The sequence below is a fragment of the Pseudomonas sp. B21-051 genome (assembly GCF_024748795.1).
In the GTDB taxonomy this organism is placed as follows: Bacteria; Pseudomonadota; Gammaproteobacteria; order Pseudomonadales; family Pseudomonadaceae; genus Aquipseudomonas; species Aquipseudomonas putida_A.
In genome coordinates this window covers 3,424,752-3,438,356 of record NZ_CP087166.1, presented here as the reverse complement: position 1 = coordinate 3,438,356, position 13,605 = coordinate 3,424,752, and the positions used below count along the sequence as shown (strand labels likewise).

The 13,605-nt window shown below is 65.0% G+C and carries 2 protein-coding genes (1 of these 2 cut by a window edge); both read left to right on the top strand.

Going from position 1 to position 13,605, the window contains the following annotated elements; all coding sequences use genetic code 11:
- Positions 1-241: 241 nt before the first annotated feature.
- Positions 242-13,255 carry a non-ribosomal peptide synthetase gene (locus LOY52_RS15195; RefSeq protein ID WP_258674769.1) on the top strand — a complete coding sequence of 4,338 codons (13,014 nt, stop codon included), beginning with the start codon at positions 242-244 and terminating at the stop codon, positions 13,253-13,255.
- Positions 13,252-13,605: the 5' end (the start) of a non-ribosomal peptide synthase/polyketide synthase gene (locus LOY52_RS15190; protein ID WP_258674767.1), read on the top strand. The gene runs 17,490 nt beyond the window's last position; 354 of the gene's 17,844 nt are visible here — the first part of the coding sequence; the start codon lies at positions 13,252-13,254; its stop codon lies beyond the right edge, outside the window. Before LOY52_RS15195 ends, LOY52_RS15190 begins: the two co-directional genes overlap by 4 nt.

The following is a 13,605-nucleotide window of genomic DNA, read 5'->3' as shown; positions in this document are numbered from 1 at the left end:
CCGACCCCTGTAGGAGCTGCCGCAGGCTGCGATCTTTTGATTTGGCTTTTAACAGCAAGAGCAAAAGATCGCAGCCTGCGGCAGCTCCTACAGGGGATTGCGGCGACCGAGCCGGCGGCTTGTCCCCGCTTCCCATGTCAGCCCCGCAAGCCCCGATGTTTTAGTTTTTCCAGGCTGCGCACAGCAGGCACGGACTCGCGGCTGCGCGCTCCTTTTTCTCGTATTTACAGCAGGTTATCCCATGCATTTCAGCGAACTGATGGCTGTTCTTTCCACCCATGCGATCCGCCTTCAACAGGAAGATGAAGACCTGGTCATTCTGGGCAGCGACGACGCGCTGGACGATGCGTTGTGGGACAGCCTCAGCGAACACAAGGCGCAGCTGCTGGAACTGGTCGCGCAAAACGGTGGCGACTGGCTGAGCCCGGCGTTTCGCATCACCCCGGACATGCTGCCGCTGGTGACACTGGATCAGCCGACCATCGACCGGCTGGTGGCCAATGTGCCCGGCGGCGCCGCCAACCTGCAGGACATTTACCCGCTGGCGCCGCTGCAGGAAGGCATGCTCTATCTGCACCTGTCGGCGCCCGCCGGTGACCCCTACGTGTCGCAAGCGCGATTCGCCTTCGACAGCCGCGAACGTCTGGAGGCTTTCGCCGAGGCGCTGCAATGGATGATCGAACGCCACGACATTCTGCGCACCTCGTTCGTCTGGGAACGCCTGGATGAACCGCTGCAAGTGGTGCAGCGGCAGGCTCGTCTGCACTGCGAAGAAATCGCCCTCGACCCTGGCGCGGATGTGTTGACGCAACTACTGGAGCGCCACGACCCACGGTTCTTCCGCCTCGACATCCAGCAGTCGCCGCTGCTGCGTCTGGTGTACGCCATGGACCCGGCCAACGGGCGCGTGGTCGCGCTGTTGCTGTTCCATCACCTGATCATGGACCACGTCGCCCTCGACGTGGTGCGCCGCGAAACCCGCGCGCACCTGCTCGGCCAGACCCCGCAGGTCGGGCCGCCGGTGCCGTATCGCGATCACTTGGCCAAGGCCCGTCTGCGCCTGGACGAACAGGTTCACGAAGCATTTTTCTGCGAGATGCTCGCCGACATCGACGAGCCGACCTTGCCTTGTGGTCTGCAGGACGTGCAGGGCGACGGCCAAGGCATCGAAGAAGCCTTGCTCATGCTCGACACCGACTTCAGCCGGCAACTGCGCGGCCAGGCGCGTCAGCTCGGCGTCAGTGTCGCGAGCCTGATGCACCTGGCGCTGGCGCGGGTGCTCGGGCAGTTGTCGGGCCGCACCGCCGTGGTGTTCGGCACTGTGTTGCTGGGGCGGATGGAGGCGGGTGAGGGCGGCGAACAGGCGCTGGGGATGTTCATCAACACGTTGCCGCTGCGGGTGGATGTCGGGCAGGACGGGGTGCGTGCCGGGGTGCTGGCGACGCACCGGCGCCTGACCGCGTTGCTCGGCCATGAGCAGACCTCGCTGGCGCTGGCCCAGCGTTGCAGCGCGGTGGCGGTGCCGACGCCGTTGTTCAGCGCGATCCTCAACTATCGCCACAGCAGCAGCGAAGAGATCGCCGAGGTCAGCGAACTGGCCCCCGGCGTGCACGTGCTGGGCGCCCGCGAACGCACCAACTATCCGCTGACAATCAACATCGACGACCTCGGCGAAGACTTGCGCATCACCGCGCTGGCCGATGCGGCGCTGGGTGCCGAACGCATCGCCGCTTATCTGCACACCGCGTTGCACAGACTGCTGCAAGCCTTGCAATCGACCCCGGATGCGCCGCTGCAACGTTTGAACATTCTGCCGGCCGCCGAACGCGAATACCTGCTGCACGGGGTCAACTCACCGTTGCCGCAGTTCCCGCAAACGCCGCTGATTCATCAGCAGTTCGAGGCCCACGCGGCGGCGCGACCCGAGGCCACAGCGCTGCTGTTCGAAGAGCAGACGCTGAGCTACGGCGAACTCAATCGCCGCGCCAATCAGCTTGCGCATCACCTGCTGGCACAGGGGATTCGCCCGGATCAACGCGTGGCGATCTGTGTCGAGCGCGGCCCGCAAATGCTCATCGGCCTGCTCGGTATCCTCAAGGCCGGCGCCGGTTACGTGCCGATTGACCCGGCGTATCCGCTGGAGCGTATCGCCTACACCCTGCAGGACAGCGCCCCGGTGGCGGTGCTGACCCAGGCCGATACGCTGGACCGGGTTGGCGCGCTCAACGTGCCGATCATCGATCTGGACAGCCTGCAGTTGCAGGCTGAACTCAGCAGCAATCCGCAGATTCCCGAGCTGAGCCCTAGTCATCTCGCCTACGTGATCTATACCTCCGGTTCCACCGGGCTGCCCAAGGGCGTGATGGTCGAACACCGCAACGTGGTGCGGCTGTTTTCGGCAACCCACGACTGGTTCAACTTCAACCCGCAGGACGTGTGGGCGTTGTTCCATTCCTTCGCCTTCGACTTCTCGGTGTGGGAAATCTGGGGCGCGCTGGCGTTTGGCGGGCAATTGTTGCTGGTGCCGCAGGCGGTCAGCCGCTCGCCGGACGACTGCTACGCGCTGCTGTGCCGCACTGGCGTGACCGTGCTCAATCAGACCCCGAGCGCCTTCCGCCAGTTGATCGCGGCGCAGGGCCGCAGCCCGTTGCAGCACTCGCTGCGCGAGGTGATTTTCGGCGGCGAAGCCCTGGAACCGGGCCTGCTCAAACCGTGGTACGCGCGGGTCGGCAATGCCGGTACACGGCTGGTGAACATGTACGGCATCACCGAAACCACGGTGCACGTTACCTACCGCCCACTGGAAGCAGCCGATGCGCTGTTGGTGGGACGCAGCCCGATCGGTGTGGGCATTCCCGACCTGCAACTGTACGTGCTCGACGCGCAGCGCGAGCCGGTGCCGGCCGGCGTGATCGGCGAGTTGTACGTCGGTGGCGCCGGGGTTGCACGGGGTTACCTCAACCGCGAAGCGCTGACCGCCGAGCGCTTTATCGCCGACCCGTTCAGCGGCCGTGCCGAGGCGCGTCTGTACAAGACCGGCGACCTCGCCCGCCGAAACGCCGATGGCAGCCTCGAATACCTCGGGCGCAACGACGATCAAGTGAAGATCCGTGGTTTCCGCATCGAACTCGGCGAAATCGAAGCTCGCCTCTCAGCCTGCGCCGGGGTGCGCGAAGCGCTGGTGATCGCCCGCGAAGACAGCCCCGGTGACAAGCGTCTGGTGGCCTACTGGCTGGCCGCCGAAGGCACTGAACCGAGCGCTGCGCAATTGCGCGACGAGTTGCTGCTGTCGCTGGCCGAATACATGGTGCCGAGCGCCTTTGTGCGCCTCGACGCCATACCGCTGACCACCAACGGCAAACTTGATCGCAAAGCCTTGCCGCAACCGGACAGCGATGCGTTCGTCCGGCGCGGTTTCGAAGCCCCGCTGGGGCCGGTGGAAACCCTGATCGCCGGCATTTGGCAGACCCTGCTCGGTGTCGAGCAGGTCGGGCGGCACGACAATTTCTTCGAACTCGGCGGCCATTCGTTGTTGGCGGTGAAACTGATCGAACGCATGCGCCAGCACGACTTGCAGTGCGACGTGCGCGTGTTGTTCGGCCAGCCGAGCGTCGCGGCGCTGGCGGCGACCCTGAGTCACAGTCATGTCCTGCGGGTGCCGGACAACCTGATTCCTGCCGATTGCACGCAGATCACCCCGGACCTGCTGCCGCTGGCCTCGCTGGATCAGGCCGCCATCGACCGCGTGGTCGACACAGTGCCTGGCGGCGTCTGCAATGTGCAGGACATCTATGGCCTCGCCCCGTTGCAGGCAGGGATCCTCTATCACCATCAGGCAACCAGCGCCGGCGACCCGTACGTGTTGCAGGCGCAATTCGCCTTCGCCGGTCTGGCGCAGATCAAGGCCTTCGTCCGTGCGTTGAATGCGGTGATCGAGCGCCACGACATTCTGCGCACCAGCGTGTTCTGGGAAGGGCTTGAAGAGCCGGTGCAAGTGGTCTGGCGTGAAGCGCCGCTGGCACTGGAGCGGATCGACGCCGACCTGCTAGAAGGCGATGTGCTGGAGCAGATTCAGGCACGTTTCGATCCGCGTCACTATCGCCTCGACCTGCGCCGCGCACCGCTGATGCGCCTGGCCTACACCGAAGACCGTGAACAGCAGCGCTGGGTCGGCATCCTGTTGCTGCACCACATCGTCCTCGACCACACCGCACTGGAAGTGCTGCTGGCGGAAATGAACGACAGCCTGCAGCCGAGCGGTGCCGAGTTGCCGATGCCGGTGCAGTACCGCAACTACGTGGCGCAGGCGCAACAGCACGCCGATACCCAGGCGCATGAGGCGTTCTTCCGCGACATGCTCGGCGACATCGACGAGCCGACCGTGGCCTTCGGTGTGCAGGACGTGCATGGCGATGGCAGCGGCATCCTCGACAGCGAGCAGGCGCTGGAGTCGAGCGTGGCCCAGCGCTTGCGCGAGCAGGCGCGCCGCCTCGGTATCAGCGCGGCCAGTCTGGTGCACCAGGCCTGGGGTCAGGTGCTGGCGCAGGTTTCGGGGCGTGAAGAGGTGGTGTTCGGCACCGTGCTGCTCGGGCGCATGCAGGGCGGCGAGGGTGCCGATCGCGCACTCGGCATGTTCATCAACACCTTGCCGCTGCGGGTCAGCGTCGGCGCGACCGCCGTGCAGCAAGGCGTGCGCGCTACTCATGAACGTCTGGCGCAACTGCTGGCGCATGAGCAGGCTTCGCTGTCGCTGGCCCAGCGTTGCAGCGGTGTGGCTGCATCGCTGCCGCTGTTCAGCAGCTTGCTCAACTACCGTCACAGCGCGGCGGAGCCGGCAGGCGTGGCCTGGGACGGGATCGAGATTCTCAGCTCGCGCGAGCGCAGCAACTATCCGCTGGTGGTCAGCGTCGATGACCTCGGCGAAGGGTTCCGTCTGAGCGTGCAGGCAGTGCCGCAAGTGGATGGCGCGCGGGTCTGCGATTACCTGCAGACCGCGTTGCACAATCTGCTGACGGCGCTGGAACACACGCCAGCAACGCCGCTGCGGCAGATCTCGGTGCTGTCGCCGAGCGAACGCCAGCGGGTTCTGGTCGGGTTTAACATCACCGGTCGCCAATACCCGCCGGCGCAAACCGTGCAGCGTTTGTTCGAGGCCCAGGCGGCCGCGCATCCCGAAGCCTTGGCGGCGGTGCAAGGTGCGCAGCAGGTGAGCTATGGCGAACTCAATCAACGGGCCAATCGTCTGGCGCATCACCTGATCGGCCTTGGCGTGCAGCCCGATGACCGGGTCGCCCTGTGCGCCCGGCGCAGCCCGGACATGCTGGTCGCGCTGCTGGCGATCCTCAAGGCCGGCGCCGGTTATGTGCCGGTCGATCCGGCGTATCCGCCGGAACGCATCGCCTACCTGTTGCAGGACTGTGCCCCGGTGGCGGTCGTGGCGCAGGCATCGACCCGCGATCTGCTCGGCGGCGTGCCGGTCATCGATCTGGACAACGACCTCTGGCAGCACCTGTCGGATGCCAATCCGCAGGTGCCGGCATTGACGCCGAACCATCTGGCTTACGTGATCTACACCTCCGGCTCCACCGGCCAACCGAAAGGCGTGATGGTCGAGCATGCGACGCTGGAAAACCTCGTGCACTGGCACGCTGAAGCCTTTGATTTGCAGGCCGGCAGCCAGACCGCGAGTGTCGCCGGATTCGGTTTCGACGCCATGGCCTGGGAGGTCTGGCCGGCGCTGTGCGTAGGGGCGACGCTGTACCTGCCGCCGCAGTCGATCCGCAACGAGCACCTCGACGAGTTGCTCGACTGGTGGTGTGCGCAGCCGTTACAGGTCAGCTTCCTGCCCACGCCAGTGGCCGAATACGCGTTCAGCCGGCAGTTGCAGCACCCGACTTTGCGCACGCTGCTGATCGGCGGCGACCGCCTGCGTCAGTTCAGTCGCGCGCAAACCTTCGACGTGATCAACAACTATGGCCCGACCGAAGCCACGGTGGTCGCCACCTCGGGGCCGGTCTCGCTGGATCAGCCGCTGCATATCGGCCGGCCGATCGCCAACGCCAAAATCTATGTGCTGGACGCCGAGCAGCGCCCGGTGCCGCTGGGTGTGGCGGGCGAGTTGTATGTTGGCGGGGCGGGCGTGGCGCGCGGTTATCTGAATCGCCCCGAGCTGAGCGCTGCGCAGTTCCTTTTCGATCCGTTCAGCGACGAGCCACAGGCGCGCATGTACCGTACCGGCGATCAGGCGCGTTGGCTGGCCGACGGCAATATCGAGTACCTGGGGCGCAACGACGATCAGGTCAAATTGCGTGGCGTGCGTATCGAACTCGGTGAAATCGAAGCCGCGCTCGGCAGCCACGCTACGCTGCAGGAAGCCGTGGTGCTGGTCCGCGACGGGCGGCTGATTGCGTGGTTCACCGAGCGCACGGCGATCGATATTCAACAGTTGCACACGCATTTGCAGGCACGTTTGCCGGATGCGCTGCTGCCGGCCGCTTATGTGCGTCTGGATGCGCTGCCGCTGACCGCCAACGGCAAGATCGACCGCAAGGCCTTGCCGGAACCGGAGCACGGCGCATGGCTCAGCCGCGAATATCAGGCGCCAGAAGGGGCGGTGGAAACCGCGTTGGCGCAGATCTGGATCGACGTGCTGAAAGTCGAGCGGGTCGGGCGTCAGGATAATTTCTTCGAACTGGGCGGGCATTCGCTGCTGGCGGTGAGCCTGATCGAACGCATGCGTCAGATCGGCCTCGCGGCTGACGTGCGCGTGCTGTTCAATCAGCCGACCCTGGCTGCACTCGCTGCCGCTGTGGGCAGCGGTCGCGAAATCGAGGTGCCGGCCAACCGCATTCCGTCGGGCTGCACCCGCATCACCCCGGACATGCTCAGCCTGACCGAACTCGATCAAGCGAGCATCGAGCGCATCGTCGCCACGGTGCCGGGCGGGGCCGCCAACGTGCAGGACATCTATCCGCTGGCACCGCTGCAGGAAGGCATTCTTTACCATCACTTGAGCGCCGAACAGGGCGATCCGTACCTGCTGCAATCGCGGTTGATCTTCGACAGCGTCGAGCGCCTGCGCACCTTCAGCCAAGCTCTGCAGCAGGTCATCGCGCGCCACGACATTCTGCGCACCAGTGTGGTCTGGGAAGGGCTGGCGAGTCCGCAGCAAGTGGTCTGGCGTCAGGCGCCGCTGGTGGTGCAGGCAGTGCCGCTGGATCCCGCGCAGGGTGACGTCCTCGAGCAGTTGCATGCGCGGTTCGATGCCCGGCACAACCGCCTCGACCTGAGCCAGGCGCCGCTGATGCGCATCGTCTACGCCGAAGACCCGGCGCAGCAACGGGTGGTGGCGATCATCCTATTCCAGCACCTGATCCTCGACCACACCGCCATGGAGGTGGTGGGCCAGGAAATGCGCGCGTTCATGTTCGATCAGGCCGACAGTCTCGGCACGCCGATGCCGTACCGCAACTACGTGGCGCAGGCGCGTCTGGGGGCCAGCGAGCAGGAACACGAAACGTTCTTCCGCGACATGCTCGGCGATATCGACGAACCGACCTTGCCGTTCGGTCTGCACGACGTGCAAGGCGATGGCGGCGACATCGAGGAGGCGCAGCAAGCCTTGGATGCCTGGTTGACCCTGCGCCTGCGTGAACAGGCGCGGCAGCTGGGTGTCAGTCCGGCGAGCCTGATGCACCTGGCCTGGGCGCAGGTGCTGGGCGTGCTTGCCAACCGCCGCGACGTGGTGTTCGGCACGGTGCTGTTGGGTCGTTTGCAGGGCGGTGAAGGCGCGGATCGCACCCTCGGCGTGTTCATTAACACCTTGCCGCTGCGGGTGGATGTCAGCGAAGGTGTGCGCGCTGCGGTCAAGACCACCCATGCACGACTGACGGCATTGCTCGCCCATGAACACGCGCCACTGGCGCTGGCCCAGCGTTGCAGCGCGGTGTCCGGCGCGCCGCTGTTCAGCGCCTTGCTCAACTACCGGCATACCGCTGCCGAGGCGCAGCCGCGTGACGGTCAGGGCATCTGGGAAGGCGTGCAATTGCTCGGTGGCGAAGAGCGCAGCAACTATCCGCTGACCCTCAGCGTCGATGATCTCGGCGAAGACTTTTCCCTGTCCGTGCTGGCGTTGGCGCAGATCGGCGCGCAACGGATTTGCGGCTACATGCACACCGCGCTGGAACATCTGGTGCACGCACTGGAGCAGGCGCCGCAACGTCCGCTCAACCGTTTGCCGATTCTTGCGGTGGAGGAATACGAGCGCTTGCTGGTCGGTTTCAACCTGACGGCGGCCGCATACCCGCGCGGTGCAACGATTCAGGCGCTGGTGCAAGCGCAGGCCGAGCAGCAGCCGCAGGCGCTGGCGGTGGTGCAGGGCTCGCAGCAACTGACCTATGCGCAACTCAATCAGCAGGCCAATCGCCTGGCGCATCACTTGCTCGGCCTCGGCGTGCAGCCGGACGACCGGATTGCCGTGTGCCTGCAACGCAGCCCGCAGATGCTGGTGGCACTGCTGGCGATTCTCAAGGCCGGCGCCGGTTACGTGCCAATCGACCCGACGTACCCGGCGGAGCGCATCGCCTACCTGTTGCAGGACAGCGATCCGGTGGCGGTGCTGGCGCAGGCCTCGACCCGCGAATTGTTGGGCCGGGTGCCGGTGATCGATCTGGACAACGTCCTCTGGCAACACCTGCCGCAGACCAATCCGCAACTGCCGACGCTGACCCCGGCGCATCTGGCTTACGTGATCTACACCTCGGGATCGACCGGCCAGCCGAAAGGCGTGATGGTCGAACACGCGACCCTGGAAAACCTTGTGCACTGGCACTGCGAAGCGTTCGACCTGCGTGCCGGCAGCCACACCGCCAGCGTTGCCGGTTGCGGTTTTGACGCGATGGCCTGGGAGGTCTGGCCGGCGCTGTGTGTCGGCGCGACCCTGCACCTGCCGCCGCCGTCGATCAGCAACGAACACCTCGATGACCTGCTCGACTGGTGGTGCGCGCAACCGTTGCAGGTGAGCTTCTTGCCGACGCCGATTGCCGAATACGCCTTCAGTCGTGAGCTGGGTCATCCGACCTTGCGCACGCTGTTGATCGGCGGCGACAAGTTGCGGCAGTTCTCGCGTGAGCAGACGTTTGCCGTGATCAACAACTACGGCCCGACCGAAGCCACGGTGGTCGCGACTTCAGGACAAATCCATGCCGGGCAATTGCTGCATATCGGCCGACCGATGAGCAACGCCAGGGTCTATCTGCTCGATGAACAGCAACGTCCGGTGCCGGTGGGGGTTGCCGGTGAACTGTACGTCGGTGGCGCGGGTGTGGCCCGTGGTTATCTGAACCGTCCCGAGCTGACTGCCGAACGCTTCCTCGAAGACCCGTTCAGTGACGAGCCGCAGGCGCGCATGTACCGCACCGGTGACCTCGCGCGCTGGCTGGCCGACGGCAATATCGAGTACCTGGGACGTAACGACGATCAGGTCAAACTGCGCGGCGTGCGGGTGGAACTGGGGGAAATCGAAGCCGCGCTGTCCAGCCATGCGGCGGTGCAGGACGCGGTGGTGCTGGTGCGCGAGGCGCGCTTGATCGCCTGGTTTACTGCCCGCACAGCAGTCGATATCGAGGAGCTGCGCGCGCATCTGCAAGCGCGTCTGCCGCAGGCACTGGTGCCGGCAGCCTACGTACGACTTGAGGCGCTGCCACTGACCGCCAACGGCAAACTCGACCGCAAGGCCTTGCCCGAACCGGCTCAGGACGCCTGGCTCAGTCGCGAATACGCAGCGCCGCAAGGGCCGGTGGAAACCGCGCTGGCGCAGGTCTGGGCCGAGGTGCTGCAGGTCGAACAGGTCGGGCGACACGACAACTTCTTTGAACTGGGCGGGCATTCGTTGCTGGCGGTGACCCTGATCGAGCGCATGCGTCAGCTCGGCCTGAGCACCGACGTGCGCGTGCTGTTCAGCCAGCCGACCCTCGCCGCGCTGGCCGCCGCCGTCGGCAGCGGTCGCGAAGTCGCGGTGCCGGACAACCTGATTCCACTCGGTTGCACGCATATCACTCCAGACGTGCTGACCCTGGTGCAACTGGATCAGGCCAGCATTGAGCGTATCGTTGCAACAGTGCCGGGCGGTGCCGCCAACGTGCAGGACATTTATCCGCTGGCGCCGTTGCAGGAAGGCATTCTTTATCACCACTTGAGCGCCGCGCAGGGCGATCCGTACCTGCTGCAATCGCGCCTGGCGTTCGACAGCCTTGAACGCTTGCAGGTCTTCGCCGCCGCGCTGCGTCAGGTCATGACCCGGCACGACATTCTGCGCACCGGGGTGGTCTGGGAAGGGTTGGCGACGCCGGTGCAAGTGGTCTGGCGTGAAGCTGAGCTGCCGCTGCAGGAAATAGCCCTCGACCCGGGGGCCAGTGACGTACTCGCGCAATTGTTTGAGCGTTTCGATGCGCGGCATTACCGCATCGACCTCAGCCAGGCGCCGCTGATTCGCCTGGTCTATGCACAAGACCCGGCCAATGATCGAGTGGTCGCCATGCTGCTGTTCCATCACATCGCCATGGACCACACGGCGCTGGAAGTGGTGCAGCAGGAACTGCAGGCGCTGCTCTTCGGTCACGGCGAAGCGCTGATCCCCGCCGTGCCGTATCGCAATTACGTGGCGCAGACCCGGCTGGGCGTCAGCGAGCAGGAGCATGAAGCGTTCTTCCGCGCGATGCTTGGCGAGATCGACGAGCCAACGCTGCCGTTCGGTCTGCTGGACGTGCACGGTGACGGCCATGACATCGAAGAAGTCCGTCAGCGCCTGCCCGAAGCCTTGGCGCGGCGCCTGCGCAGCCAGGCGCGGCAGCTGGGCGTGAGCGTCGCGAGCCTGTTCCACCTGGCGTTTGCCCAGGTATTGGCGGCGACTTCCGGACATGAGCGCGTGGTGTTCGGCACCGTGCTGCTGGGGCGGATGCAGGGCGGTACCGGCGCTGATCGAGGTCTGGGAATGTTCATCAACACGCTGCCGCTGCGGGTGGATTTGGGTGATGTTTCAGTGCGTGCCGGGGTGCGCGCCACCCATGCGCAACTGACCGCATTGCTCGGCCATGAACATGCGTCACTGGCACTGGCCCAGCGTTGCAGCGGGGTGGCCGCGCCGTCGCCGCTGTTCAGCGCCATGCTCAACTACCGGCACAGCGTCAGCGAGGAACAGTTGCAGGCCAATCGTCTGGCCTGGCAAGGCATCGAAAACCTCTCCAGCGAGGAGCGCACCAACTATCCGCTGAGCTTCAACGTCGATGACCTCGGTCAGGGCTTTGACCTTACGGCCATGACCCCTTCGCAGATTGGCGCGGCGCGGGTGTGTGGCTACATGCAGCAGGCGTTGGCGGGGCTGGTCGAGGCGCTGGAGCAGACACCGCAGCAGGCCTTGAATCGCCTGTCAGTGCTGGCGGATGCCGAGCGCCAACAGTTGCTGTTCGGCCTGAATGCCACGGACGTCGATTACGACCTTGAACAGACCATTCATGGCTTGTTCGAGGCGCAAGTGGCGCGTTCGCCGCAGGCGCCCGCCGTGGTTGCGGGTGAGCTGCAACTGAGCTACGCCGAACTCAACGCCCGAGCCAATCAACTGGCGCGGCATCTGCGTGAGTTGGGCGCAGGGCCGGACTCACGGGTGGCGATCTGCGTCGAGCGCGGTCTGGACATGGTGGTCGGGCTGCTGGCGATCCTCAAGGCTGGCGGCGGTTATGTGCCGTTGGACCCGGCGTATCCGCTGGAACGACTGGCGTACATGCTGGAGGACAGCGCGCCGCAGGCGGTGCTGGTGCAGGGTTCGACGCGTTCGTTGCTCGGCGAAGTCGCAGTGCCGCTGATCGACCTGGATCAGCCGCATTGGCAAGCGCTGCCGACAGACGATCTATCGCTCGCTGAGTTGACTCCGCAGCACAGCGCCTACGTGATCTACACCTCCGGTTCCACCGGCCAGCCGAAAGGCGTGATCAACGAACACAGCGGGGTGGTCAACCGCCTGCTGTGGATGCAGGACGCCTATCAACTCACCGCCAGCGACACGGTATTGCAGAAGACCCCGTTCAGCTTCGACGTCTCGGTCTGGGAGTTCTTCTGGCCGCTGATGACCGGCGCCCGATTGGTCATGGCCCGGCCCGAGGGACACAAGGATCCGCAATACCTCAGCGACATCATCGAACGCGAACACATCACCACGCTGCACTTTGTTCCGTCGATGCTCGACGTGTTCCTTGCCCACGCTGACACCGCACGCTGCAGCAGTCTGCGGCAAGTCATGTGCAGCGGCGAAGCCCTGCCGGGCAGCGTGGTGCGACGCTTCAAGCAGCAACTGCCGGGCAGCCAATTGCACAATCTCTACGGTCCGACCGAAGCCGCAGTGGACGTGACCGCGTGGAACTGCGCCGGGCCGTTGGAAAACACCCCGGACAACACGCCGATCGGCAAACCGATCGCCAACACCCGCATGTACATCCTCGATGCCCAACAACAACCGGTGCCGCACGGCGTGGTCGGCGAGTTGTACATCGGTGGCGTACAAGTGGCGCGCGGTTATCTGAATCGCCCGAAACTGAATGCCGAGCGCTTCCTCACCGATCCGTTCCAGAGCAATGGGCGGATGTACCGCACCGGCGACGTCGCCCGTTATCTGCCGGACGGCAATATCGAATACCTCGGTCGCAACGACGATCAGGTGAAGATCCGTGGTTTGCGCATTGAGCTCGGCGAGATTCAGGCGCGTTTGACCCAGATCGACGGCATTCAGGAAGCCGCCGTGCTCGCCCGCGAAGATGCATCCAGCGACAAGCGTCTGGTGGCGTACTACACCGGGGCACGCCTGGAAATCGACGTGCTGCGCAGCCATCTGCTGGAAAACCTGCCGGACTACATGGTGCCCGCGCTGTTCGTGCATCTCGATGCACTGCCGTTGAGCCCCAACGGCAAACTCGACCGCAAGGCGCTGCCAGCGCCGGATCAGGCGGCATTGCCGGTGCGCGAATACGAAGCCCCGGTAGGCGACGTCGAAATCACCCTCGCACGGCTCTGGGCCGAACTGCTCAACGTCGAGCGGGTAGGGCGCCACGATCATTTCTTTGAACTGGGTGGTCACTCATTGCTGGCGGTCAGTCTGATCGGCCGCTTGCGTCAGGAAGGCATGGAAGCCGATGTCAGGTCGCTGTTCGAACATCCGACCCTGGCCGGCTACGCCGCAATTACCGAACGAATGGAGATCGTCCTGTGAACGTGATCGAACTGTTGGCCACACTGAAGGCTAAAGATATCCAGCTGGCGGTCGCGGACGACCAATTGCGGGTCAACGGCAACAAGCAGGCGTTGAACGACCCGGCGTTGCTGGCGCTGTTGCGCGAGCACAAACCGGCGCTGATCGAGCTGATCAAGGCCGGGCAGTACTCGGCCAGCAAGCATGGCCAGGTCGAAGTGCCGGCCAACGGAATCGTTGCAGGCACCACGCACATCACCCCGGCGATGCTGACGCTGGTCGAGCTCGACCAAACCACCATCGACCACCTCGTCGCACAAGTCCCTGGCGGCGCGGCCAACGTGCAGGACATCTACCCGCTGGCGCCGCTG